Annotated in this window: 26 protein-coding genes; 7 read left to right on the top strand and 19 right to left on the bottom strand. The window is 37.6% G+C overall.

The window, feature by feature from the left end; translation table 11 throughout:
• Positions 1-16: 16 nt before the first annotated feature.
• The 3 genes from KR50_RS08105 to KR50_RS08095 form a co-directional block, all read right to left on the bottom strand.
• Entirely contained in the window at positions 17-1519 is a 1503-nt protein-coding gene (locus KR50_RS08105) for an MDR family MFS transporter (protein ID WP_041057144.1), read from the bottom strand.
• Between the two features lie 22 nt (positions 1520-1541).
• Positions 1542-1991 (bottom strand): cyclic-di-AMP-binding protein CbpB, encoded by a 450-nt coding sequence (gene cbpB / locus KR50_RS08100; protein ID WP_041057142.1) that lies wholly within the window; start codon positions 1989-1991, stop codon positions 1542-1544.
• Positions 1992-2255: 264 nt separating this feature from the next.
• On the bottom strand, positions 2256-2513 hold the full coding sequence (locus KR50_RS08095; protein WP_041057141.1) for a YkuJ family protein: 258 nt from the start codon (positions 2511-2513) through the stop codon (positions 2256-2258).
• Positions 2514-2872: 359 nt separating this feature from the next.
• Here KR50_RS08095 and KR50_RS08090 point away from each other — a divergent pair, with 359 nt between their 5' ends.
• Complete coding sequence (locus tag KR50_RS08090) at positions 2873-3118, top strand: glutaredoxin family protein (protein ID WP_041057139.1); 246 nt, start codon at positions 2873-2875, stop codon at positions 3116-3118.
• 38 nt (positions 3119-3156) lie between these two features.
• Here KR50_RS08090 and KR50_RS08085 read toward each other — a convergent pair whose 3' ends face one another.
• The 5 genes from KR50_RS08085 to ppx all read right to left on the bottom strand — a co-directional run bounded on the left by KR50_RS08085 (position 3157) and on the right by ppx (position 8604).
• Positions 3157-3393 (bottom strand): hypothetical protein, encoded by a 237-nt coding sequence (locus KR50_RS08085; RefSeq protein ID WP_041057137.1) that lies wholly within the window; start codon positions 3391-3393, stop codon positions 3157-3159.
• 54 nt (positions 3394-3447) lie between these two features.
• Positions 3448-4215 (bottom strand): 2,4-dienoyl-CoA reductase, encoded by a 768-nt coding sequence (fadH, locus tag KR50_RS08080; RefSeq protein WP_041057135.1) that lies wholly within the window; start codon positions 4213-4215, stop codon positions 3448-3450.
• 111 nt (positions 4216-4326) lie between these two features.
• Positions 4327-4551: a hypothetical protein gene (locus KR50_RS08075; protein ID WP_052476895.1), complete on the bottom strand. Its 225-nt coding sequence runs from the start codon at positions 4549-4551 to the stop codon at positions 4327-4329.
• A gap of 357 nt (positions 4552-4908) precedes the next feature.
• Entirely contained in the window at positions 4909-6990 is a 2082-nt protein-coding gene (locus KR50_RS08070) for an RNA degradosome polyphosphate kinase (RefSeq protein ID WP_041057134.1), read from the bottom strand.
• A gap of 87 nt (positions 6991-7077) precedes the next feature.
• Positions 7078-8604 carry an exopolyphosphatase gene (gene ppx / locus KR50_RS08065; protein ID WP_041057133.1) on the bottom strand — a complete coding sequence of 509 codons (1527 nt, stop codon included), beginning with the start codon at positions 8602-8604 and terminating at the stop codon, positions 7078-7080.
• Positions 8605-8751: 147 nt separating this feature from the next.
• Between ppx and KR50_RS08060 the strand changes: the two genes are divergently transcribed.
• Positions 8752-9198 carry a YkyB family protein gene (locus KR50_RS08060; protein WP_041057131.1) on the top strand — a complete coding sequence of 149 codons (447 nt, stop codon included), beginning with the start codon at positions 8752-8754 and terminating at the stop codon, positions 9196-9198.
• A gap of 341 nt (positions 9199-9539) precedes the next feature.
• Here KR50_RS08060 and KR50_RS08055 read toward each other — a convergent pair whose 3' ends face one another.
• The 4 genes from KR50_RS08055 to corA all read right to left on the bottom strand — a co-directional run bounded on the left by KR50_RS08055 (position 9540) and on the right by corA (position 13967).
• Positions 9540-10451 carry a chemotaxis protein gene (locus tag KR50_RS08055; RefSeq protein WP_041057130.1) on the bottom strand — a complete coding sequence of 304 codons (912 nt, stop codon included), beginning with the start codon at positions 10449-10451 and terminating at the stop codon, positions 9540-9542.
• 308 nt (positions 10452-10759) lie between these two features.
• Entirely contained in the window at positions 10760-11212 is a 453-nt protein-coding gene (locus KR50_RS08050) for a TlpA family protein disulfide reductase (protein WP_041057129.1), read from the bottom strand.
• Positions 11213-11382: 170 nt separating this feature from the next.
• Positions 11383-12714 carry an MFS transporter gene (locus KR50_RS08045; protein ID WP_041057127.1) on the bottom strand — a complete coding sequence of 444 codons (1332 nt, stop codon included), beginning with the start codon at positions 12712-12714 and terminating at the stop codon, positions 11383-11385.
• Positions 12715-12968: 254 nt separating this feature from the next.
• On the bottom strand, positions 12969-13967 hold the full coding sequence (gene corA, locus KR50_RS08040) for a magnesium/cobalt transporter CorA (protein ID WP_041057125.1): 999 nt from the start codon (positions 13965-13967) through the stop codon (positions 12969-12971).
• 146 nt (positions 13968-14113) lie between these two features.
• Between corA and KR50_RS08035 the strand changes: the two genes are divergently transcribed.
• Complete coding sequence (locus KR50_RS08035) at positions 14114-15259, top strand: aminotransferase class I/II-fold pyridoxal phosphate-dependent enzyme (protein WP_041057124.1); 1146 nt, start codon at positions 14114-14116, stop codon at positions 15257-15259.
• Positions 15260-15423: 164 nt separating this feature from the next.
• On the opposite strand, the gene KR50_RS08030 is transcribed toward KR50_RS08035, so the two are convergent.
• Positions 15424-16290 (bottom strand): NAD(P)-dependent oxidoreductase, encoded by an 867-nt coding sequence (locus KR50_RS08030; RefSeq protein ID WP_041057123.1) that lies wholly within the window; start codon positions 16288-16290, stop codon positions 15424-15426.
• A gap of 99 nt (positions 16291-16389) precedes the next feature.
• On the opposite strand from KR50_RS08030, the gene KR50_RS08025 reads away from it, so the two are divergent.
• Positions 16390-17046, top strand: a complete 657-nt coding sequence (locus KR50_RS08025) for a GNAT family N-acetyltransferase (protein ID WP_041057121.1) — start codon at positions 16390-16392, stop codon at positions 17044-17046.
• A 137-nt stretch (positions 17047-17183) separates the two neighbouring features.
• Here the strand turns inward: KR50_RS08025 and ptsP are convergent, their stop codons facing one another.
• The 4 genes from ptsP to KR50_RS08005 form a co-directional block, all read right to left on the bottom strand.
• The gene (ptsP, locus tag KR50_RS08020; RefSeq protein WP_041057119.1) at positions 17184-18902 is read right to left on the bottom strand and encodes a phosphoenolpyruvate--protein phosphotransferase; all 1719 of its coding nucleotides are present in this window, start codon (positions 18900-18902) and stop codon (positions 17184-17186) included.
• Positions 18903-18905: 3 nt separating this feature from the next.
• Entirely contained in the window at positions 18906-19169 is a 264-nt protein-coding gene (locus tag KR50_RS08015; RefSeq protein WP_041057118.1) for a phosphocarrier protein HPr, read from the bottom strand.
• A gap of 261 nt (positions 19170-19430) precedes the next feature.
• On the bottom strand, positions 19431-20165 hold the full coding sequence (locus KR50_RS08010) for an SDR family NAD(P)-dependent oxidoreductase (protein ID WP_041057117.1): 735 nt from the start codon (positions 20163-20165) through the stop codon (positions 19431-19433).
• 13 nt (positions 20166-20178) lie between these two features.
• Entirely contained in the window at positions 20179-20373 is a 195-nt protein-coding gene (locus tag KR50_RS08005; RefSeq protein WP_041057115.1) for a hypothetical protein, read from the bottom strand.
• 212 nt (positions 20374-20585) lie between these two features.
• On the opposite strand from KR50_RS08005, the gene KR50_RS08000 reads away from it, so the two are divergent.
• The 3 genes from KR50_RS08000 (at position 20586) to KR50_RS07995 (ending at position 23788) form a co-directional block, all read left to right on the top strand.
• Positions 20586-21191 (top strand): CPBP family intramembrane glutamic endopeptidase, encoded by a 606-nt coding sequence (locus tag KR50_RS08000; protein ID WP_041057113.1) that lies wholly within the window; start codon positions 20586-20588, stop codon positions 21189-21191.
• Positions 21192-21298: 107 nt separating this feature from the next.
• Positions 21299-21430, top strand: coding sequence for a hypothetical protein (locus KR50_RS18815; protein ID WP_269746068.1), 132 nt, complete (start codon positions 21299-21301; stop codon positions 21428-21430).
• Between the two features lie 231 nt (positions 21431-21661).
• Positions 21662-23788 (top strand): ATP-dependent Clp protease ATP-binding subunit, encoded by a 2127-nt coding sequence (locus KR50_RS07995; RefSeq protein WP_041057112.1) that lies wholly within the window; start codon positions 21662-21664, stop codon positions 23786-23788.
• Between the two features lie 36 nt (positions 23789-23824).
• Here KR50_RS07995 and KR50_RS07990 read toward each other — a convergent pair whose 3' ends face one another.
• Together KR50_RS07990 and KR50_RS07985 are read right to left on the bottom strand one after the other, a co-directional pair.
• Complete coding sequence (locus tag KR50_RS07990; protein WP_041057110.1) at positions 23825-25522, bottom strand: M3 family oligoendopeptidase; 1698 nt, start codon at positions 25520-25522, stop codon at positions 23825-23827.
• 160 nt (positions 25523-25682) lie between these two features.
• Positions 25683-26132 (bottom strand): MarR family winged helix-turn-helix transcriptional regulator, encoded by a 450-nt coding sequence (locus KR50_RS07985; RefSeq protein WP_041057109.1) that lies wholly within the window; start codon positions 26130-26132, stop codon positions 25683-25685.
• Between the last annotated feature and the right edge of the window lie 119 nt (positions 26133-26251).

Raw genomic sequence — 26251 nt, 5'->3', positions numbered from 1 at the left:
TTTTAAGAACCTCTCTTCATGAAGGAATATCCTTCTTTGGTAGAAATAAAATCAGAATTAAGCTGATCACGGCAATCACGAGTACGATTGCATATACAGACTTTAACCCCGTAGACATTGCCTGTTGAAGAGCATTCAGAATATCCCCGTCCAGTGAGCTTCGGCCCTCTTTTGTCAGCAATTCATTAACTGCGTTCACATCAAGTTCATTTACATTTTCATTTGTGCTTGAACGAAATGAGTTTAACAGGCTGGCATTTAAAATGCCGCCAAGTAAAGCCACTCCTACTGTGCTTCCCAAGTTTCGCATGAAAATATTTGCCGCAGTAGCCGCTCCCCTTAAATTCCATGACACTGCACTTTGAATCGTTACGATAAAAGAAGTAGTCGTCAGCCCCATACCAACGCCGACAAAGAACGATGACATAGCAGCCCACCACGGACCGTAGGAAGGCTCCATCAGCACAAATAGTACTGCACCGACAACAAGCGAGCATCCGCCAATAAGCGATGTCCGGTAGTAGCCAATGCGTATAAGGAGCTTGCCTGCAATGACAGCTGCTATCGGCCAGCCAATCGACATTGCTGTGAGTGTAAATCCCGCCACTCTTGCACTTTGCTCCATCACACCGGTAACGAATGCAGGAAGATAACTTGAAATTCCTATGATCAATATACCAGCTGCAAGAGAAACAATGTTTGCGATTAATATAGACCGGTTTTTCCATATTGAAAATGGCATCATTGGTTCTTCCGTCTTCATTTCATGCTTTATAAATTGAATAAATAAAACACTTGCCGCTATAAGCAACCCAGCAGCCGTCAATGAAGTCCATCCAACTGTTACGCCTCCTTCAACTAGTAAATAAAGGAGAACAGTCAGGGAAGCTGTCAAAAGAATAGCTCCCTTGCTATCAATATGATGTTTTTTCTTTTCAATTTTCTCATCTAAAAAGATCCACAAACCGATGAGAGAAAGAATCCCTAATGGAATATTTACCCAAAAAACATACTGCCAGCCAATGGTATCTACTAAGAGCCCGCCTAGTGCAGGACCCATAATGGCAGAAATACCCCAGACACTTGATAAATATCCTTGAATTTTTGCGCGCTCTTCTTTGTTATAAATATCTCCAACGATAGTCGTCGCAATAGGAAGCACTGCTCCGGCTCCAATTCCCTGAATAAACCTGAAAGCTATAAGCCACTCCATTGATTCAGCGAACCCGCACAAGATTGATCCAATTAAAAATAAAGTCATGCCAAATGTTATAACCGGTTTTCGTCCGAACAGATCTGACAGCTTTCCGTATATCAAAACCGTAACCGTACTCATCAGTAAATACGATGAAAATACCCAGCTGTAAAGTTCAAATCCACCAAGATCTGCTGCAATGGCAGGCATAGCTGTTGATACTATTGTCGCTTCAATGGCACCAACAAACATAGCGAGCATAACAGATGCCAAAATGAAAGGTCGATATTTATTTTGTTTAAAATTTGCATCTGAAGTATTCATCCACTAGTTGTTCCCTTCAAAATTAAGCCTGTTGAATTTGCATATGAATATGCCTTTGCAGCTGTTTAAGCATGACTCTCCTGGTCATGATCCCCTGGAAATACCCCTCTTTGTTCATGACACATAAAAATGGATGATCCACAAGAAGATTTAATGCATATTGAAATTGATCAGTCATTTTCAAATGGGGAATATTTGGATCCATTACTTCTTCTACCCGTTTTTCATCCAAACGGTCAAATTCAATTGTCTCAAGACCAAGGATTGAATCGGTAATCATCTGCATACTGATTAATCCTTTTAAATGGTAATGCACATCTAAAACCGGAATAGCTGAATAGCCGCTTTTAGTAAGCAGCAATAATGCATGTTCGATCGTATTGGACGGCTGAACGTGTGCAATTTTTTCAGATGAAATAACGAAATCTTCAATAGCTGTTTCTAGAAAGTCTTTATGTTCGATAGAAATCATATTCTGATACCCCTTTTTACTTGAACATTCTTTATCATCATAACATATTTTCCAAAAAACGCTGAAATGTAAGATTTATTCCTTCATACTGAAAACTTCTTTTTATACTCTGTTTAAAGAGAAATAATTCAATCATATTCCAAAACAAAAAAAAGCTGTCATTCATTCCACGGTAATGGAACAAATGACAGCTTTAAATAAATTTACAATGCAGCTGAATAAAATCAGAAGACCATAAATTACTTTTAGTTGTAACCGAATGCTTTATAATTCGTTTTCTTCCTGAAGCAGTTCAAAAATTTCGATAGCGGTCATATCGATATTATCGAACGGGTATTTTTGAGCTTTATTATCTCGGTCGTACACTTCAAGTTCGAACGTGTCATTAGCTGAAAAGTATTTTACCTGACAAACTCTTCTTCCGTTAACCTCAAAAAATCTTGATTGTACATCTCCTGAATCATCTTGCTCCTGTAACGTTTTTAACCTTTGAATAATGCCCATTAATTGTGATTGTGACATACGGCATTCTCCTTCCCTATTAAAGTATGGCTTCAATGCCAGTACCGTTGCATTTAAGAAAATGCAATTACACAGCATTATAAGTAAAGTATCGCAATAATTTCAGCTAGTATAGAAACACGCTGCGAGTGTCCGGAAAGTAAATTCAGCTTTTATTTATTTCCCCTAATCTGCTCATTACAAAACAAGGATTACTATACCATAATTAAATTAAAGATTATATAGTTTAAACAGATTAACATAACTAATATTAAATTCCTAACAAGCCTTGATCTTCAGCATATATTTTGACACATTGCTTTCTATAGGACAAACTAGATAAAGAATTACAATACATGTAAAGTCAGGACGTGAAAATTATGCATAAGGTTGTACTCTATACACAGCCCCAATGCCCGCCATGTGAAATTGTAAAAAAATTTTTACAAGCGCACTATATTCAATTTAAAGAAGTTAATATAAAGGTTGATCAAAAGGCAAAATCATATATGCTGACTCAATTGGAAGCTTATTCTACTCCTACAGTAGTAGTTAATGAACAGCAGGTGATCAGAGGGTTTAATTTAGAAGAACTGGCATCCGCACTAGATATTTCATGTGAATAAAAAAGCCAGAGATCAGGAAATTCCCTTTCAGCTGGCGTTTACGTAATCATAATCCAATAAATAATGTATCCTGTAACAAAAATTGCAGCCAGGATATAAACAATAAATACTGGATTCATTAAAACATTGTGTGCACGCGCTCCATTTGCTACATCTTCATCTTTGGTGTCTTTTGCTTTTGAATTCCGATAGGCAATCCTCATGGTAATAAAAAAACCTGCAACACCAATCAATATAAAAAATAGTATTAAACCGAAATAAGGTCCTTCGCTCAACCTGATCACATCCTTCTGTTATAGAATGTCCAGATTTTTTGCGGACTATTCACCTTAAAATGGAAAAGAATTTAAGTACTGGCCACCATCCATTGTGATGCATTCTCCATTAATATAAGCGGCTTCTTCAGAAAATAAATAAGCCGCTAATCCTGCAATTTCCTCAGGCCTGCCTAATCTCTTTAGTGGAACAGATGCAAGTGTTCGTTTGGCAGCTTCTTCAGATTGCCACAATTTATCTGCTCCACCCGTTCGCTCAATAGGTCCCGGGGCAATCGCATTGGTCCGGATTCCATATTTATGTCCCCACTCTACAGCAAGCGTCCTCGTTAAAGAAAGAACACCCGCTTTTGCTGCAGCGGAATGTGCTACTCCTGCACCGGCATCCCACGCGTATGTTGCGACCATATTAATCATACTTCCTTTAATATTGTTTTCGATCCAATAGTCTCCAGCGGCTTTTGAACAATAAAATGTGCCATTTAATACAATATCAATAACAGACTTCCAGCCATTCGGCGACATTTTTTCAACAGGACATATGAAATTACCAGCCGCATTGTTAATAAGTCCATCCACTTTTCCAAACTTTTTCACTGCATCTTCTATCATTTTCGGAGCCATTTCGGCCTCTCTAACATCCATTTGAAAAATATCAATTCCGCCTGATCCATCGACAGATAATTCATTTTTAGCAAGGTTCAGTTTATCAAGATCTCTTCCAGTAATTAATACTGAATGTCCATCCTGCACGAACCTTTGTGCCATGTACTTCCCCATTCCATTTGATCCGCCTGTAATAATATAAACTTTCTTCTCCATCCTGAATCCCCCTTTTAAAATGAATGAATATTCACTCATTAAAGTATACGGCAATAGAGCTTAAAAATCAAAAAAACCTGCAACTAAGTTGCAGGTTTACGTTCATTTTTATTATTGAGAAAAATCTTGGGATAATGAAAGTTTTTGATGAAGCTGAGTAATCGCTCGAATAATCGTCCGTTTTCGATGATGCCCGACAGCAAATGCTGAAAAGCCATTTAATTCGGCGAATACTTTCCCTTTTGAGCCTTTATCCGTAAAACCGTCTGTATAGACTACTACCGTTCCAAAATCTGTAGGTATGCGCAAGATATCTAATTTTATGCCTTTTTTCACAGCTATATTAAACTCCTTTACCTTTGACTTGCTTAAAAACACTATTTCTAACGTATAGGACTAAAGAGTAAATGTCAAATTAAACAAGACGTGCCCTTCAGTCAAATGAAAAATTTATTTCATTCCATAATTACCTATTATAACAAATATATTCAAAATATATATACATTAAAAATTTTTATTAAAATAGCTTTAAATCTATAAGCCATCACTTTCACCTACCGAGTAGTGCATTAAGTCATCAAGTAAAAGATATAATCGTGTGGGGATTTAAGAAAACTTAAACTGGAAAAACAAATCTTCAGTCATGACAAATATTCATCAGCACGATCTTTTAAAGACTAAGCGTTCTATGAACTACTTTTCATTATAAGCGTTATCCAAAAAGATTTGCTGGGACTGGATCGATTTATCTCGTTTCTTTAATATATAACTGTATTTTCCCGTGTTGTCCTGATAACGGGCTTTAATATTATCACGCAGCTGCCAATTTAAAATTTCAAGCAGTTTTATTTTATTCTTTTTTTCAAGAACCGGGAAAAAGATTTCTACCCGCTTCTCCATATTTCTAGTCATTAGATCGGCGGATGACAGATAAATTTTCGGCTGACCATTTTGATTAAAATAATAAATACGACTATGTTCTAAATATCTTCCAATAATACTAAGTACTTTTATGTTTTCGCTAACTCCTTCTATGCCCGGTTTTAAGCAGCAGATCCCACGAACAATCAAGTCAATTTTTACTCCTTTGCAGGAAGCTTTGTAAAACTTTTTAATGAGTTCTTTGTCCGTCAGCGAATTCATTTTGGCAATAATGTGCCCATTTTCCCATTTTTCATGGTAAGCAATTTCTTCATCAATAAGTTCACTCATTTTATCTCTAATCGAAAAGGGAGCTACAACTAAATGATCATATACGGGTTTTTCACTATCTCCGCTAATATAGTTAAAAAACTTTTCAGCATCTTTTCCTACTTGAGGGTTTGAAGTAATGATTCCCATGTCTGTGTATATTTTTGCAGTTTCTTCGTTATAATTTCCTGTACCAAGGTGAACGTAATTTTCTATCTTGTTCTGTCTTTTTTTAACAATGAGCGTAATTTTACTGTGAGTCTTTAAGTAGTTCATACCATATAAAACTTTGCAGCCTGCTCTTTCAAGTTCTTTTGCCCATTTAATATTCTTTTCTTCTTCAAACCTGGCTTTCAATTCAACTAATACCGTTACTTGTTTGCCATTTTGAGCTGCCTTTTTTAAATTATCAATAACCGGGGAATTTTTACTTACTCTGTACAGTGTTTGTTTAATTTCAAGAACTTCAGGATCTTCAGCTGCGATTCCTACAAAATCAACTATTGGACCAAAGGAGTCGTAAGGATGGTGAAAAAACAAATCCTGTTTTGACGCCAACTTAAAAACATCTTTTTCGTTTTTTAAAACTTCAGGCGTTTGAGGATCGAATGGAGGAAATAATAAATCCCTTTTTTCGTTTTCAACTTCCTGTACAAAAGAAAACAAAAACGTAAGGTCCAAAAAACGATTAATTTTGTAGACATCTTCCATTTCAATTTCAAGTACATCGATTAAATAGGAAAGGGCATCATTGTGTAAGGTATTCTCTTCAATTTCAAGTCTTACTGCCGCTCCCCATTTTCTATTCTTCAGTTCTTTTTCTATTTCAATTAATAAATCGCTGGACTCATCCTCATGAATCGTCAAATCGGCGTTTCGGGTGATTCTAAATATGGTGGTTGATGTAACATTGTATCCTGGAAATAATCTATAGATAAATTGAGAAATAACTTCTTCAAGCATAACAAACGTATCACCCTCATCAGAAGGGATGCGAATCGCACGGTTGATTGAAGTTGGCACTTGAATGACAGCCATCTCCTGCTGTTCACTCGCTGCTGACTCAGACTCCAAATAAACAAACAGGCTGAGGCTTTTATTGGGGAGTTTCGGAAAAAAACTATTTTTGCTTATAATCATACTAGTTAACTTCTGAGAAATATGTTCTTCAAAATAGTACTGAATATATTCCTGCTGATAGTCAGTCAATTCGGATGTTTTAACAAAGAACAGATCTTCTTTTTCCAGCTTTGGCAGTATCTCGTTTGCAAAAGCCTTGGTTTGAAGTTCCACCAGTTCATGATTATAGTGTGAGATTTCTCTTAATTGTTCTTTAGGGGTAAATCCTGCTTTGTTTTCAGGTTTACTGAAGTTAGCCTTAACCTGATCTTTTAATCCGGCTACTCTTACCATAAAAAATTCGTCTAAATTTGAACTGAAAATCGCTAGGAATCTTAATTGTTCCAATAAGGGATTTTTATGATCAAGCGTTTCCCATAGAACCCGTTCATTAAAAGCAAGCCAGCTAAGTTCTCTGTTGTTGTAAAAGGATGTGCTTTCAAAAAATTGATTTGGGTTATCCATTCTGCCTTCACCTCTATATAGAAAATAGTCAATTAATCTAATAATAAAGAATGAATATGAAGCCACCATATGCTTAATGTAAAAATATTATTTTTTTACAAACTCAAGAGCAATCAATTTTTTCAATGCTTTCTCCAAATGCTTCTTTTGCTTTTCAGCCTGGTATTCTTCTGCTAATGTATTGCCTGCAGCTTCCAATGTCACTTTCACATTCCCCGCAGATTTTTCAATTCTCACCCGCTCGATTAATCTTCTTTTGGACCCATTTAAACTATAAGCAAATTTCAAAAGAGCTCCAAGTTCGCGAATTGTCTGATGTTCTTCTTTTGTAAACCATTCCGAAAAAGGCTGTAAATATTGCTGAAGAGAAGATTTGTTTTTAAATGAAGCAATTAGAGCCAACTTGATTCTGTCGTGATGAAGCACGCCGTCAATTGAACGATTGGCAATCAGATAAAATGTGTGCTGACTGCTTGATTCTGAATCGATGTATTCACCCAGATAATATAAGTAGGCTCCACGCTTTAACAGGAGAAGATCTTCCTCTGAATAACTCAATTCCCCTATTTTGCAAAGCTGCTCATAAAGATCAGATGAAAGTTTCATCATGTATTCAGCGTCCATTGGATTGATAGAATAATCAAAAGAAAGCTCTTTTAAACTATTTATAAAAACCTCATTTTTGCTTAAGGGTGTTATGTTTTTGTCCATCAGTTCTTTAATAACTATTCCGTCACGAAGTCCTTTACGGCTGAACAAAAATCCTGTAGCCTGGGTGATTTCAAAAAGCTGACAAAACACTTGAGAAGCAGGTGCTATAATGTCGGATCGGTCAGAAGAAAGTCCATCCAATTTTTCCAGTTCTTCAATTGTCTTCGTCAATAATTGATCTCTTAACGTAAAAAGAGATGTTTTAGACATAAAATACTGATGGACACCTGCTATTGGATAATCCTTTAGTTGCTGATCAATTTGAGCAATATTTCTCGCACTGCCCCCGATTGCGACAATAGGTACTTGCTTATTTTTGAGCCAGGAAAGTGTAGCAAAATGATCCTTTAAAAAAGTGATCAGCTTTTTTTGTTCGCTTAAAGTCATCGCATCTCCCTTCATAAATTTTCGTTTAAGTGTAACAGCGCCAAAAGGAAAGCTATGAGCATGCTTAAGCTTTTTATCTTCAAAATAAGTAACTTCTGTACTTCCGCCTCCCATATCAATCGTTACACCAGAATTTATAGGAGTACTGTGAACGACTGCGACGTACCCAAAGTATGCCTCTTCTTCTTCTGTTAAAATCGAAACAGTCCAGCCGACCTTATTCTCAATTACTTTTAAAATATTTTTTCGATTTCGAGCCTGCCTCACAGCTGCTGTTGCTACCACCCTTAAATCATCAATAGTATGGTAATTGACAATTTCTTTAAAAGATTCCAACGCTTCAATTAATTTTGTGACGCCCTCTTCACTCATCATTCCATCTTCTGACAAATACGAGCTGAGCCTGGCAACGGTCTTGATATTTTCTATTTCTCTCATACCCTTATCTACTTCATAGTGATAAATGACTAAACGAATCGTGTTTGACCCAATATCAACAACTGCTGTTTTTTTCATGTGCTCATCTCCAGTTAATTTACTATGTACAAGTATATATCTTAACGAGTTTGCCTGCTACTTTCTTTCTTTTCCCTGTTCTTCTCTTTAAAAATCCTTCTTTAAAGGCTATACTTTAAAAAACCATAAAAATAAGGGAATGATGATATGACCGATTTTGATCCTCAAAAAAATAGCGTCACTGTACTTTCTCAAGCATTATTCACTGTAAATAAGCACGCTAAGACTGCGTCTGATCCAAAATATTTATACAGATTAAAGAAAGAAACGCTTGCAAAACTTTTAAAGGAAGCAAAGGCAAAGAAAATTGGATTGCAGTTTTCAAGGAATCCAGGGATGAGTCAGCAAAGATCTGATGTGTTAGTAGAGTGCGGAGACTATTTGTTTCATTTGCCTCCTAAAAAAGAAGATTTCGATACACTTCCCCACCTAGGAAAGCTCTCAGATACTTTTCGTAACCCCAAAACCAAAATGAGCTTAAGAGAAGCAAAGGTCATTCTTCAGTCATACACTGGTCTGTCTGATTCCCAGCCTCCGACACCAAGAAACAATAGAACGTATCAAAAACCTGTTTTTAAACGCCTCGGTGAATAAGTAGCTTAATTAAACTGCTAGGTAAGAAAAAAAGGCCGAGACATTTGTCTCGGCCTCCTTGCAACCCTTCCGTTAACTTATAAGCAAATGATTTCGAAAGAATTGACGCTTGCGTTCTTCTCAGGTAACGCCATGTATAGCCCTCAAGGACCTTCATTTTCTTTAGGAGTTGTCCCTTCCAAAAACCTCTAGTTTATATTCCACACTCTTATTACTATAATTATGATCATCATGTCTCGTTCTCTTTTTAACCTGCCTTTAGCTTGTTCTTATTTGAACGACCCCCACTAACTCGCTCACGCTGCTTTAAATGGGGGTTTTCTCGCCTTTTTTAGCAAAAGTTAAAGAGCAAGTCGATCAATACATTGCACTAATTCATTAATTTGCGGTTTGCTGATTTGCGCATCTGCTCCCACCTGGTTTCCTTTATGCCTTAGATCTTCCGTGATAAGAGAAGAAAACAGTATGATTGGCAGCTTTGACAAGGTGCTATGTTCTTTTACTTTTTTTGTAAAATGATGCCCGTCCATCTGCGGCATCTCAATATCCGAAATGATCAGCTGAACACTTTCTTCAATTGGTTTTCCTTTATGTTCCATTTCAATAGAGGCTAAAAAATTGAATGCGTCTTTTCCGTTTTCAAAAAACTCGATTTGATCATAGCCTGCCTCATTCAACGTATCAAATAATAGTTTGCGCAGCATCGGTGAGTCTTCAGCGATAAGAAGTTTCTTTGATGAGCGCACTCTTTTACCTAACTGTTTAATCATACCTACATTAATACCGGTTTGCGGATTAATCTGAAGCAGGATTTGTTCAAAGTCAAGTAACAGAAGCATCTCCTCTTGACGTTTAATTACCCCGATGACTAGAGTTGCTTCATTTTGATACATCTGAGAAGGTTTCTCTATTTGATCCCATGATACTCTATGGATCATGGAAACATTATCGACTTGAAAAACAATTTTTTGTTGATTATATTCTGATACAATGAATTTTTCCTGTGACATTTTCTCTTGAATAGGTGCACCAAGAACTTTTCGAATATCCACTACAGGTAGAACTTCTCCTCTTAGTTGAATAATCCCCATTACATATGGATGAGCATGAGGGATTGGCGTAACAGGCACGGGCTGGATAATTTCTTTTACTTTAATAACATTTATCCCATAACGGTGCTGATCAATTTGAAATTCTATAATTTCTAATTCATTTGTTCCACTTTCAAGAAGAATACCTTGATTCTCTTTCAACCGTTCCACCTCTGTATCTTTTTTCCTATACTATACCATGACTTAAGACTAGCAGCACTATAAAAATAAGCCTGAGACAAATATCTGTCTCAGGCTCGTTGACCGGTTCACTTGGCTTTAGGTGGACGGCATTATGCAGGGACGGCGCTTGAGCCCACCTCAGCCTTTGCCCTGGGGGTGCTTCTGCAGGAGTCGCGATCATCTGCTCCCCTCACCTCTTTGGATGATCTATCCTTTTTTAAGCAGCTTTTTTCATTTATGTCCTAGCACCATCTTTTACTAATGATCCTTGGATTAAATTCTATCGGCTATTTCTTGTCTTCTACTCCAAGCACTCGATTCAACCGCTTACGAAGCATTTTCATGCCGCTTCCGCCTGCTTGAAAATGACGAAGCTGTCCTTCTTTATCAAAAACATAATATGCTGGTACATATTGATTTTCAAATGCTTCTGTCAGCTTATGGTCACCATCTACAAATATTGGTTGAACAATATCGTGACCTCTTGCCACTTGTTCAATTACACTAATATCCAGGTCATCTTCAGATCGTGGCATATGAACCGCAACAACGTTGAGTTCATCTTCGTATTCGTCCCGCAATTCATTAATATCAGGCATTGCTTCTTTACAAAGGTGACAGCTTACTGACCAAAAATGAATGAGAGTAGGCTTCTCCCCCACCAAATCTTTTTTTGATACTTGGCCATTAAGCCATTTTGTAGCTCCTTGAAGTTCGGGCAATTGTTCTCTTAGTTTCATTTATAAACAGCCTCCTTAAGCAGTAGCGTGATCAATTTCTCTTCACCATATTCATGCAGCATGCAGATGGTGTGAATCATCTTTATTTACCACATTAAAATCATTATTAAAAAACATAATTCACATTATAGAAATGACTGCATGAATAGTCAAGAGAAACGTTTGAACCACTAAATCTCATTCGCTTTTGGCTGCTTCACTTTAAATAAAATAATTAACCCGATCACTGCCATTACTGCAAGAGAAGAAATGGCGATGCGGCTTGCCGTATCTCCATATTCTCTTAAATTAAGTGTTATCGTTCCATAAATAAGTGGACCTATAATAGAAGAAACCTTGCCTGAAAAAGCGAATAAACCGAAGAACTGCCCCCGTTTTTCTTCAGGTGTTAATTCCACGATCAGCGTTCTTGACGTTACCCACATTGAGCCAAGTGCAATGCCAACCAGGCTGCCTGCAACCCAAAACATCCATTGAGCTACCGCTAATGCTGCAATAACAAGTGCAGTGATTAAGATAAAAGCAACTGCAATAATCGCATTTTTGGACCCGATTTTTGTTGTGATGTGTCCGAACATAAAAGAACCTATAATGGCGGCGATTGTAGAAACCAGATATAAAACAATAAATTGGCCGCCGTTGAAACCTACAACTGCTGTGGCATAAATCGCCATAATGGCAATCGTAGTCGCAATCGCATCGTTCAGAAAAAAATAAGCAATCATAAACGTAAACACATTTTTATACGACTTCATTTCTTTAAATGTAGCCCAGATTTCTTTATATCCTGAGAAAAAAGAAGCCTTAGATTTGTCTTTATTTTTTGCTGGAGGATCTTTTAAGAAAAAGAAAAGAGGCAATGAAAAAAGCAAATAGAGAACAGCTGTCGGTATAAAAGCCTGCTCAGGGCTTCCCTCCTGCACGAATAAATAGACCGTTAAACCTACGAGGGTCCCCAGATAGCCAACGGCTACTCCAAAACCGGAAATTAGGGGGATTTCCTCTTTTGAACCAAGATCACTCATCATTGTGTCATAAAAGACGAGAGAACTATTAAAAAAGAATTTTGCAATAACAAACATGATCACTACCAGAAATAAAGCTGCAGGCAGCCCAAACCATTCTGCTTCTATATTTCCTAAAGCAAATACGCCCATAAGGAATGTCCCCAATATAGAAATGGAAGCAAACCAGACAATATACTTTTTCTTCTGGCCTGTCCGGTCAATCCATACTCCATATAATGGCGAAAATAAAACCAGAAAAAAGCTGGCGAGGGCATTCGCGTAGGAAATAAAGGTACTTGCCACCTGACTCATTTCCTCACTGCTTCCAATCGCAGCATCAAGATAAAATGGAAAAAACACAGTGTTAATATTCGATGAAAAGATTGTATTAGCAAAATCGTACAGAGCCCATGACAATATAGGCAACGTTAAATATAACTTCCATCCTTTCCTTGGCTGTTGATTGCGATTTAACTGAACGGGTGATTTTTGCATAGTAAATGTATCCTCCAATCTGCACATGCTCTCTATACAATTCCTTTAACACAGTTAATTTCCCTGCTCATTTACTGATTATTTACAATTACGATATGATGTGGCGTTAATGAATAGTATATCTGTGATTAATTATGGATTTCGATGCTACTGTCTCATCTGTCCGGTTGGATCAATCTGCGGGCAAAGACTCAATCTAGAACATCAAACAGGCTGGAACGTAACTTTAAAAGTCAGGTCCCAGCCTCTTTAAATTATTTAAGAAAAATCCGTCTTCTCTTCTTCTTTCTTGATCTCGAAAAGCGCAGCCAGCCAATTTTTCTAAATATGAAAAACATGACAGTGGCTATTAAGGCCATGACACCTAAAACCACAAAATAGCCATTTTGAAACTCAAGCTCCGGTATATGAATAAAATTCATTCCATATAGTCCTGCAATGAACGTTAAAGGCATAAAGATTGTCGTAATAACTGTCAGCGTCATCATAATATTATTCATTTTATCTGAACTGACAGAAATGTAATTATCCCTGATGTCAGAAGAAAAATCCCGATAAGATTCCAGCATTTCAACGAGTTTTATTACATGATCATATATATCCTGAAAATAAAGCTGCTGTTCTTTATCAATGGATATTTGGGTAGTGTTCAGCAGCCTGTATAGAAGATCTCGCATAGGAAGAAGCGATCTTCTGAGCTTTTGCATGTCGTGCCTGACATCATAAAGCCTGTCCATTAAATCATGAGAAGAATTTTCGTCTGTCCGTTCTTCTATATGATTCAACTGATCTTCGATTCCGTAAACGTATGGAAAGTATTCATCCACTATATTATCAACGATGGCATGAACTAAATTAACCGGATCAACCGCTTCCTTAACAGAGTAATGCTGAAGTTTTTCAAAGAGCTGATTGACGCTCCGAAGCTCTTCGTGATGGAAAGTAACGAGCATTTTATCATTGACGAACAAATTCAGTTCCAGTGCATCGTACGTTTCTTTCGGAAGACTATGTAGTAGAAAGAAAATATAATCATGATAGTCATCCAGCTTTGGACGCTGATAGTCTCTTTCAATACAATCCTCAACAGCAAGAGGGTGAAAATCAAAAGTGGATGTAAGTTCCTTTTCTTCTTCTGGAGTCGGCTGGTTAAAATCTACCCAGTACCAGGCAAACTGATCACTTTTAATTTCATTAAGTGAGATATTATCAAAGCAGGTTCCGTCATGTTTAAATCCTAAAGTTCTAATCATTTATTTCTTCCTTTCAAGCTCAATACTTTGGTTTATCCACTTTTACAAAGTTTAATCATTAAATATGAAAATATTTCTTTTGAGACATGTCTTTTAACTTTTGAAATGGTAAACTATCGGAGTAATGTGAAACGGAGGGACCTTTCTTGACTTCTAAAATAAATCCAAATGTACAAAAACTTGAGATATCCGGAATAAGACAGTTTTTTAACCGCATTTCTCATGTGGATGATATGATCTCCCTGACAATTGGGCAGCCTGACTTTAAGACTCCACAGCATATTAAAGACACAGCAATTCAAGCAATTAATGAAAATTTTACATCCTATACCCATAATGCAGGTTTCATAGAACTTAGACAGGCAATCAGCAGCTTTATGAATGTAAAGTATAACTTACTATATAATCCCGAAAATGAAATAATCGTAACGAATGGAGCTTCGCAGGCAATTGATACTGCGCTTAGAACGGTTTTGATGCCTGGGGATGAAGTTATTTTACCAAGTCCTGTATACCCTGGTTATACGCCAATCATAAATCAATGTGGTGCTGTTCCAGTTCTTATTGATATAACCGAAACACAATTTAAATTAACTGCAAGCCAGATTGAAAACGCGGTAACACCCAAAACGAAATGCATTATTCTGCCATATCCCTCAAACCCAACAGGAGTAAGTTTACTTAAATCTGAACTTGAAGATATCGCCAGAGTGGTAAAAGAAAATGATTTGATCATAGTAGCAGACGAGATCTACAGCGAACTTACCTATGACCGCAAGCATGTATCAATAGGAACCATAATTAAAGAGCACACGATTACGATTAATGGCCTTTCCAAATCTCATGCCATGACAGGCTGGAGAATTGGCGTACTGATGGCGCCGGAATGGATTGCAAAAGAATGCCTAAAAGTTCATCAGTATTCTGTTTCCTGTGCCTCCTCCATCTCTCAAAAAGCGGCCATTGCAGCTTTTACTACTGGCATAAATGATGCACTTCCAATGAGAGATGAATATCGAAAAAGGCGTAAATTAACCGGAGATTATTTAAAAAGCCTTAATTTCAAAACCATTGAACCGGACGGGGCATTTTATTACTTAGCTGGTATTCCTTCTACCATGTCGTCATTTGATTTTGCTCTGCTCCTGGCTGAACAAGCGAAAGTAGGTGTGATCCCTGGTACTGCATTCGGGGAACACGGGGAAGGATTTATAAGAATTTCTTATGCCTGCTCTGAGCTATCGATCCATCTCGCATTTGAGCGAATAAGCAAATTTCTTCAGAATCGCTGAATTATACGGTTTACACCAATTAATGATATATGAGTATGTGCATAACTTCAAAAGTCCGTTAAAAGAAGCTGAGACATTGTCCCAGCTTCTTTTAATTGTAACGTAAACGTGAATATTATTTTTTTCATTAAACAATAGCTTTATCGAATTTTTCAGTTCTTCAATTATTCGTAATAAGCAATAAGCGCTTGTGTTCCATCTTCATCGTGTCCTGCTTTTGCTATTTCCTGGTATAATGACTTTGCTAGCTGAAGCCCGGGAAGATCCAAATTCATCCGTTGGGCTTCTTCTAAAGCAATTGATAAATCTTTAATAAAATGCTTCACATAAAATCCAGGAGCAAGATCATCTTTGATCATTCGTGGAGCCAGATTTGATAAAGACCAGCTGCCTGCTGCACCGGTTGAGATGCTCTTCAATACAAGGTTTAAATCCAATCCCGCTTTCTTAGCATAAGTGAGAGATTCACAAACGCCAATCATGGTGGATGCAATGACAATTTGGTTGCTCATTTTTGCATGTTGACCGCTTCCTGCAGGACCATGAAACACTATATTCTCTCCAAAAGTCTTAAATAGAGGAAGAATCTTATTAAATATTTCTTCACTGCCTCCAGCCATGATGGATAGGGTACCATTTTTTGCTCCTACATCCCCTCCTGAGACCGGTGCATCCAAAACTGCCATACTCCTCTCTTGAGCAAAATTAGCAAGCCTCGTAGCCAATGAAGGAGTTGAGGTCGTCAAGTCAATAAAAATTGTACCTGCGTCAGCATTCTTTATTAAACCCTCCTCACCCATATACAGCTCCTCTACATCCTGGGGAAACCCGACCATAGTAAAGATCACTTCACAGTTTCTCGCTATCTGTGCAGGTGAATCCTGCCAGATTGCTCCTTTATCTACGAGTGATGCTGCTTTTTTCTTTGTACGATTATAAATATGGATTTCATTCGGCAGCATCAGCAAGTGATTAATTATTCCTCTTCCCATTACTCCCGTGCCTATAAAACCAATCTTTGTCTGTTCCACGTGAATCCCCCTTTTCCTTTAGCCTCTATTATTCCTCAATTGCATGGAAAGAGCAAAGCTGTGATAGGATAATTGATAGTTATGTCGGGAGGTTAAAGTATGCTTAAAGAATTTTATATCTATCAAGGCGAAAATTTGCTGCCTGTAAAAATCAGAAATTATTCAATAGAGGACGCAAATTCACTTATACAAATTCAAAAAAACGCATTTCCCCCTCCATTTCCAAAAGAACTACTTTGGACAAAAGAACAAATCAGCGAGCATGCAACTCTTTTTCGCGACGGTGCACTATGTATAGAAGTTAATGGTGAATTAGCAGGCTCTTTCACTGCCATGCGAACAGAGCTAGATGATCAAAAAGCACATACATGGGAGGAAATTACGGATGCAGGTTGGATGAGAATGCACAATAATGCGGGAACAACGCTATATGTCGTTGATATCTGTGTGGATCCTTCGTTTAGAGGACTTGGTTTGGGCCGGGAATTAATGTGTGCGGCCTATCAAACAGTTGTTCATTTAAAGTTAAAGAGGCTTGCAGGAGGCGGCAGAATACCTGGGTATTCAGCTTATAAAAATATCATGCCGGCAGCAACGTACTTCGAGAAATTAATAACCGGACAACTAAAAGATCCTGTTTTTAGTTTTTTAATTGGCGTTGGAAGAACACCTGTGAGACTGATTCATAACTATATAGAGGATGAAGAATCGGATGATTGCGCTGTACTTATGGAGTGGAAGAATCCTTTTAACTAAAGAAAAAATAAAAAAAGAACCGGATAATGGGGGTTATCCGGTTCAAAAAGGGAAATCAGAATGAAAAAGTATGCTTGTACTACCTATATACTTCCCCCGTTAGCTATACATTATTCATATTTAATATAACAATTTGATTACAAATTAACAGCTTTTTTTACAGCAGCAATAACTTCTTCATTAGTAGACATTGTTAGAACTTCTTCTGCAAGAGTTTTCATTTCTTCCTTGGAAATACCTAACAATTGAGACCGTGCTGGAAGAATGGATGTAGCACTCATTGAAAATTCATCCAGACCTAAACCTAACAGGATTGGAATCGCAATTTCGTCCCCTGCCATTTCCCCGCACATCCCTGTCCATTTACCTTCTTTATGAGAAGCGTCAATCACCATTTTAATCATTCTAAGGATAGCCGGATTGTATGGCTGATACAAGTAAGATACTCGTTCATTCATACGGTCAGCAGCCATCGTGTATTGAATTAAGTCATTGGTTCCAATGCTGAAAAAGTCAACTTCCTTAGCAAATTGATCAGCCAAAACTGCGGTTGATGGAATTTCAACCATAATTCCGACTTCGATATGATCTGCCACAGACACTCCTTCTTCAAGAAGTTCTTCTTTGACTTCAAGCAGGATCGCTTTTGCACTTCTAAATTCAGTAAGATTCGAAATCATCGGGAACATGATTTTCAGATTGCCATACACACTTGCGCGAAGCAGTGCACGCAATTGAACTTTAAAAAGATCTGTTTCTTCCAAACAGAGTCTGATCGCTCTGAATCCCAAAAATGGATTCATCTCGTGAGGCAGATTCAGGTATGGGAGTTCTTTGTCTCCGCCAATATCGAGTGTACGAACGACAACGGGTTTTCCTTCCATGCCTTCAAGTACTTCTTTATAAGAAGTAAACTGCTCTTCTTCAGTTGGAAGTTCATTTCGTCCCATATATAAAAATTCAGTACGGTAAAGTCCAATTCCTTCACCGCCGTTATTGCGAACTCCTTCAAGATCTGCAGGAGTTCCGATATTCGCAGCAAGCTCAACATGATGGCCATCTTTTGATACTGATTTTTCATCGATAAGTTTTGCCCATTCTGCCTTTTGATCAGCAAAATGACCTTGCTCTTTCTTATAGTTATCGATTATTTCTTCAGTAGGGTTAATATGAACTTCTCCATTCAATCCGTCCACAATAACCATATCGCCATTTTGAATCTCTACTGTCGCTTCTTTCGTTCCTACAACTGCAGGAATTTCCATCGAACGGGCCATGATCGCTGAATGCGATGTTCTTCCGCCAATATTCGTTGTGAAGCCTTTAACGAATTCTCTGTTAAGTTGTGCCGTATCAGAAGGGGTTAAATCTTCTGCAATCACGATAACTTCTTCAGAGATCATACTTGGATTCAGAACTTTTACTCCCAGAAGATGAGAAAGCACCCGTTTTGTTACGTCACGGATGTCTGCAGCGCGTTCTTGCATGTATTCATTGTCCATCTGCTCAAACATGGTGACAAACATATCCGCTGTTTCTTTTAAAGCAGCCTCTGCGTTAACAGAATCCTGCTTAATTTTATCTTCAATTGGACCCGTTAATTCAGGATCGCTTAAAACAAGAAGATGAGCCTCAAAGATCGCAGCCTTGTCTTCACCAAGTTCTGTCTTGGCACGATCCCGGATGACTTCCAGCTCAGAACGTGAAGTGTTCATAGCTTTTTGAAAGCGCTCAATTTCCTGCCCTGGATTATCTACTTTTTTTTCTTCGAATGACAAATCCGGCTCTACCAGACGGTAAGCCTTTGCAATTGCAATGCCGCTCGATGCTGCAATTCCTTTAAGTATAGAAGACATCTTTTATGCCAAACCTTCACTGTGCAATGTTTCTTCAAGGCTTGTAAGTGCTTCCTGCTCGTCACTGCCCTCAGCATAAATTGTAATTTCGGCATTTTTGCCCACACCAAGTGACATTACACCCATAATTGATTTTAGGTTTACTTTTTTGCCTTTGTACTCAAGCTGTACATCTGAATCAAATTTGCTTGCCGTTTGAACAAGTAAAGTTGCTGGACGTGCGTGAATTCCCGTTTCTGCTGTTACTGTAAATTGTTTCTGTGCCATAGTCTATCTTCTCCTTTTAACTTGTATTTACAACATCACCATATTAAATTAACGAATAAACGAATCAGAGTCAATAAAATATTGATGTCCACTTAACAGGGTGAGTTTGTTTTATCTTTCTTAAGAACTAAGAATAACATGTAAACCCTTCTATCACAACGAATTTGCTGTTGTTTAAACTTACCTTCTACGCTTTGTAAAGGAAATTTCACATCATTGATCCACTTTTTACTGATTCATATCGGCATGCTTTATTATTAATTAATGTTCATATATCATTTTTCTCGACATACCACCATCAATGATGAGGTTTTCTCCATTAATAAAGCCATTTTCTTTGCTGGTTAAAAACACACAAGCCCTGGCTATGTCACTCGTCCTGCCCACTTTATTGGATGGATGCTGACTATGGTCTATGTCCCTCAATTCATCATACTTTTCGGTTTCAATCCACCCTGGGCTTATAGCATTTACAGTAATATTTTTTTCACTCAGCGTTACAGCTAAAGAATGGGTCAAGGCATGTATTCCGCCTTTGGAAGCTGAATAGGCTTGAGTATGTTCTTCGGACATAAATGCGCGAGTAGAACACAAATTGATGATGGATCCACCATTCATAAATCGTGCTGCTTCTCTGGAACAATAAAAAACACTCGATAAATTACTATTTATAATGGATAACCAGTCTTGCTCCGTGACATCCCAAATAGATTGAAACTCAGATTTTCCAGCATTATTAATTAGTATATCCAGTTGTCCGGATTCTTCGATAACTTCCTGAATTAAGGCTGTCACTTCATCTAAAATGCCTACATCAGCAGATTTGCCAAAAGCTGCAAATCCTTTTTCCTGAAGCTTTTCGACTTCTTTCATCAATGTATTTTTATCTACATCTACTAAATAAACTTCATTATCCAGGGACAAAAATGTTTTTGCAATTTCCAGCCCGATGCCTTTAGCTGCCCCGGTAACCACTACTACTCTTCTATCACTCACTATCTTGACCTCCTTAGCTTCTAGGGTCTTTTAAATATTCATAGATTACATGACCGCTTCTTTGAGCAATGCCCCTAAAATGTTTAAAATCCTCTTGTGCAAGTATTATTTCTCTGTACGTTTGAAAATCCTCCTTTGAAATTTCGAGCTTAGTTTTTTCTCCGCTTCTTAATTCATTAAGCTTATGTTCAATAATTTCTGTTGTCATTTTAAACCTTCCTTTCTTTTACCCTTATTTTCCTTGAGATTAACTAGTGAATATGTTAAAACATCCAGAGAGTTTAGATCATACATCTTTTCATGCAATTTACACTATATTCTTTTCTTGTTTACTGTTAAAATGTTCTTTATGTTTTGCAGTTCGAAAGTATAAGATTACTATGATTCATTTACATGGGTCGAACCTGGGAGGTTTATTATTTGATTAAGCAATTTATTTGGCCATTTACAGGCTTAGTAATTATTCACCTCTTAATGTATATAACATTCTTTGACCAGAGAATATTTTGGTATTTGTATTCAGGGACAGCATTGGTCATGATAGCGTTAAGCATCTCACAATCCGGCATTGAAAAGGGCCGTCATCCTATAAATCGCTCGATTTTTTACGGCGTTCTATCCGGTTTCACTATATACGGTCTGCTATTCATTTCTTATCAGCTTCTATCAATCGCACCTGGTGATTTTGAGCAAATGGTTGATTCCCTTTTTCATCGGCTCAAACCGGATCAGGTCTGGCAGCTCCTTTCCCTTATCCTGATTATTATACCTGCTGTTGAGTTCTTTTGGCGCGGCTTTATTCAGCGAAATTTAGACGAACACTTGACGCCTGTTGGCAGCATCCTGATCACTGCTGTTTTATCCGCCTCTGTATTTTTATATTCGGGAGACTGGACCTGGATGGCTGCCGCTTTTATCGGATCTGTTTTTTGGGGTATGCTTTATTACTGGAAGAAAAGTATATCACTCGTTATTATTTCACATTTAACTTTTGACCTATTATTTTTCTACGTTGTGTTTATCTAATTGAATGGAGAAAATATAAGAAGTTAAAAGTAAATAAACCTGCAGCAAAATGGTTTGGATAGAACGATAAAAAGTTTAAAAAAGTCAGTATATATTAGAAGTATGAGATGATCGTATTGGGAGGAGCCGGCTCCAACCGTCCCTTTGGAGGCTTCCATCTTAAGCGAAAAGAACCGGTTAAAGAGTTTGAGACACATTTTGTCTCAGGCTCTTTTTTTTATCCTACTATCGGCAATTAATAAAAACCTCTATTGTTTAAAGTAATTTCATGAGGGCATTCATAAGTTATAGACTTTACAGGATTGTATTGCTCAAACAAAATACTTGAAAGTCAGATAAGGTCAAATTATAATACAGCTATAAGGTCAATAATAGTCAAACAAGCAGATAAATAGACACATTCTTGCCCTTTCGATACAATGGCAAAACATTCAATAAATAATAATAATTATATATAAGGAGGAGTCACAATGATTTGCGAAAAATGTCAATCAAATCAAGCGAATGTTCAGCTACGTCTTCAAATTAATAGTCAGCAGCAGGATTTCAACTTGTGCTCCAATTGCTATAGAGAAGAAAAAGCGAAACTTCATTCTGCAATGAATGATCAAAATACACCTTCAAATGAATCACCTATTGATGATTTCTTATCTTCTTTTAAACATGGTCAGCCCTCTGGTAAAAATAATGAATCACCACAAGAGCAAAAAGGAGGGCTTTTGGAAGAATACGGACGAAATATCTCTCATCTTGCTAAAGCCGGTCTTATTGATCCTGTCATTGGACGAGATCGGGAGATTGACCGCATGATCGAAGTATTAAATCGCAGAAATAAAAATAACCCCGTTCTGATCGGGGAGCCAGGTGTTGGGAAGACTGCAGTGGCAGAAGGTCTTGCTGCACGCATTTCGGAAGGAAAAGTGCCTGCTAAGCTTAAAACAAAGGAAGTTATTTTACTTGATGTAGCTTCACTAGTAGCAAATACAGGTATTCGCGGACAGTTTGAAGAACGCATGAAGCAGTTAATTGCTGAACTTCAATCTAAACAAAATGTTATCTTATTCATTGATGAAATTCATCAAATAGTAGGCGCTGGTTCTGCTGAGGGATCGATGGATGCAGGAAATATCTTAAAACCAGCGCTAGCAAGAGGGGAACTTCAATTAGTTGGGGCAACAACATTAAAAGAATATAGAAAAATCGAGAAAGATGCTGCCCTTGAAAGACGTTTTCAGCCTATTCAAGTGAATGAGCCTTCTGTTGAGGAAGCAATGGTCATCCTAAATGGCTTGGCTCCTCATTATGAAAACTTCCACGAAGTAAAATACGAACAAGAAGCGCTTGAAGCGGCTGTGAAGCTGTCACACCGTTATATTCAAGATCGCTTTTTGCCAGACAAAGCGATTGATCTGCTTGATGAATCAGGGTCAAAATTAAACCTGACTGTCGATGCAGCTGATACTGAAACAATTAATCAGCGCTTAACAGAAATTCATGCTGAGAAACAAAAAGCACTGAAAGAAGAACATTATGAACGAGCGGCTGAACTAAGAGATGAAGAAGAACAGCTTGAAAAAAGTTTAAACTCACATCAGCCATCTCATCAGCCAGTCGTTACGAAAGAAATCATTCAGCAGCTGATTGAACAAAAAACAGGTATTCCAGTCGGCAAGCTTGAAGATGACGAGCAAGCGAAAATGAAGCGCATCGAATTGAGTCTTAATGAGAAAGTTATTGGACAGCATGAAGCGGTTAAAAAAGTAGCAAAAGCTGTACGCAGAAGCAGGGCAGGTTTAAAATCAAAAGATCGCCCTACAGGCTCATTTTTGTTCGTCGGTCCAACTGGAGTAGGTAAAACAGAGCTGTCTAAAACGCTTGCTTCTGAATTATTCGGAAGCAAAGATCATATGATCCGTCTTGACATGAGTGAGTATATGGAAAAACACAGCACTGCAAAATTAATCGGCTCGCCACCAGGATACATCGGGCATGATGAAGCGGGTCAATTAACTGAAAAAGTCCGGAGATCTCCATATAGCATCATTCTTTTAGATGAGATCGAAAAAGCACACCCTGATGTCTTGCATATGTTCCTACAGATCATGGAAGATGGGCGTTTAACAGACAGTCAAGGGCGCACCGTGAACTTTAAAGATACAGTCATTATTATGACAAGCAACGCAGGTGTAGGAACAAGAAAGAAAGCTGTAGGATTCGGTTCAAACGAAGCATTAAATGAAGCAAATCTTTTAGATTCATTAAGTGATTTCTTTAAACCGGAATTTCTAAACCGATTTGACAGTATTATTGAATTTTCTGCTTTGAAAAAACAAGACCTTATTCAAATTATTGACCTAATGCTTCAAGATCTTGACAAAACATTAGCTGAACAGGATCTAACGCTATCTGTAGACCAGCAAGTAAAAGAAAAGCTTTCTGAACTCGGCTACCATCCAGCCTTTGGTGCCCGTCCATTAAGAAGAGTTATACAAGAGAATATTGAAGATGCAATTACTGACTTTATGTTCGATCATACTGAAATAAAGAATCTGTCAGCTGTTTTAGAAGACGATAAAATCACGTTAAAACAAGCATAAGAAAAAGGTGCCTGATTGAAATCAGGCACCTTTTATTTATAACTTTTTGTCATCCACTGAATTTAACCAACTTTCAATGTTCCCAACAACTGACTCCACACACCCATCTTCAAATGGTGAAAGTAAATTAGCTTCTTTAACTAGCGCTGTAAATGATTTAGAACCACCCAGTTTACATAGATGCAAATAATCGTTCCAGGCTTCATTGAAGTCTTCCCTTGAACGCTTCCAAAATTGAAAAGCACAGATTTGAGCTAATGTATAATCAATATAATAAAACGGATCTTCATAGATATGCCCCTGGCGCTGCCAGACTCCCCCTGCCTCTAAGTAAGAATGGCCGCCATATTCTCTATGAGGAAGATAAATCTCTTCGATTTTTCTCCACGCTGATTTTCTTTCAGCAGGCGTCATTTCAGGATTTTCATAAACAATATGTTGAAATTCATCTACTGCAACACCGTATGGTAAAAAGAGCAGACCACTGCTGAGGTGAGAAAATTTGTATTTTTCCGTTTGATCCTCAAAGAATCGTTCCATCCATGGCCAAGTAAAAAATTCCATGCTCATAGAATGAATTTCAGCTGATTCATGCGTTGGCCACAGATATTCTGGAATGTCTAAGTGCCTGCTGGAGTAAACCTGAAAAGCATGGCCTGCTTCATGGGTGAGAACGTCAATGTCTCCGGACGTTCCATTAAAGTTTGAAAAAATAAACGGAGACTGATAGTCCTCTATAAATGTACAGTAGCCACCTGCTTCCTTGCCTTTCTTCGCTTCAAGATCCATTAATTTACGGTCTGTCATAAAAGAAAAGAATTCATCCGTTTCAGGTGAAAGTTCATGATACATTTTTTTGCCGTTCTCAATAATCCAGTCAGGAGATCCTTTAGGCACAGCATTCCCGGATAAAAAAGATAATGGCTCATCCCAAAACATTAGCTCATTTACACCAATTCTTTTTGCCTGTCTTTGTTTAAGCTTAGTTGCTAAAGGGACAATATAATCGCGGACTTGATCCCTGAAATTTTTGACCATATCTGCATTGTAATCAATTCTGAGCATTCGTACATAGCCAAGCTCCACGAAGTTTTTGTAACCTAATGTTACAGCAATCTCATGCCGTACTTTCACCAGCTGATCGTACAGATCATCGAATTTTTCTTCATTTTCCTTATAGAAATCGTAATTTGCAAAAGTTGCTCTCTTTCTGGTTTCCCGATCAGTAGATTCCGCATAAGGATAAAGCTGGGCCAATGTTAATTTTTCATCATTAAACTCTACTTCCGCAGATGCCACAAGCTTTGAATATTGGGAGGTTAGTTTATTTTCTTTTTGAAGCAGTGAAATTACTTCAGGAGAAAAAGCCTTCATCGAAAATTCCGCCAGGCTAAAGAGCTGTGATCCCCATTTTTTCTCCAATTCATCTTTCCAAGGTGAATCAACCAACGCCTGGTAATATAGATTCGTCAATTCTGTTAACTGCGGCTCTACTTCGTCAAAATAATCTTTTTCATTTTGATAAAATTCATCGTTCGTATCAATGGAAGCACGGATATACGCTAAATTAAATTGCGTAGACAAGTTGTTTCTGAACTCATTAATTGCTGTAATTGCTTCCGTCTGCTGTTCTACAGAATCTGCTTCGTTAAACTTATCAAGCAATAGATGAAACCGGTCTTTTTCTTCTTCAAACTTCGGCCGTTTGTATGTATATTGATCAAATGTCTTCAAAATAAATCCCCCTTTTTCTAATGATTCTATTTTCGAATAGCAATTCCCTTCATAAATACAAAAAAACTGCTGGTTTAACAGCAGTTTTTTATCGTTTGCTTTAAAAATATCTATTAATTAAAAATTGAATGAATTACTTAATCTGCTGCATACGATTTTCTCAGTAGGATAGGTCCCGAATGGACAATCCCAGCTTCTTAAGAAGTTCAATCGCCTGCCCCTGTTCTTCTGATGATAGTACTGACATCATGCCGTGCAGGTTTTTTTCGTGATTAGGAAAAATTTCAGCCATAAAAGAATTTCCCTCTTCTGTCGTTTCTGCATACGTCACTCTTCTGTCTTGTGGAGAGGCGATTCGTTTAATTAAACCTTTTTTTTCAAGTTTATCCACTACGTACGTTATACTGCCGCTGGCTAATAAAATTTTCCCGCCGATTTTTTGCAGCGGTTGTTTTCCTTTATGGTATAGCAATTCCAACACAGCAAATTCAGTCGGATTTAACCCCTGCTGCTGAATGAAACGATTACTCATTTCGTTCATTGATTTATATGCTCTTGAAAGTACAATAAATAATTTCAGAGATTGTTCATAATCAACAGTATCACTCATTAAAGTCAGTCCTTTTTTATACACTTTATATAGTAGTATAGCGATATATTTTCAAATAAGTCAAACAGGGTTTGCAAGATCTTATAATTGTTAATGGTCACCATAGTTATTCATCAAAT

This window comes from Jeotgalibacillus campisalis, from assembly GCF_000829515.1.
Lineage (GTDB): Bacteria > Bacillota > Bacilli > Bacillales > Jeotgalibacillaceae > Jeotgalibacillus > Jeotgalibacillus campisalis.
Note: the sequence above shows the minus strand (reverse complement) of the source record. Positions and strands in the feature narration are given on the sequence as shown.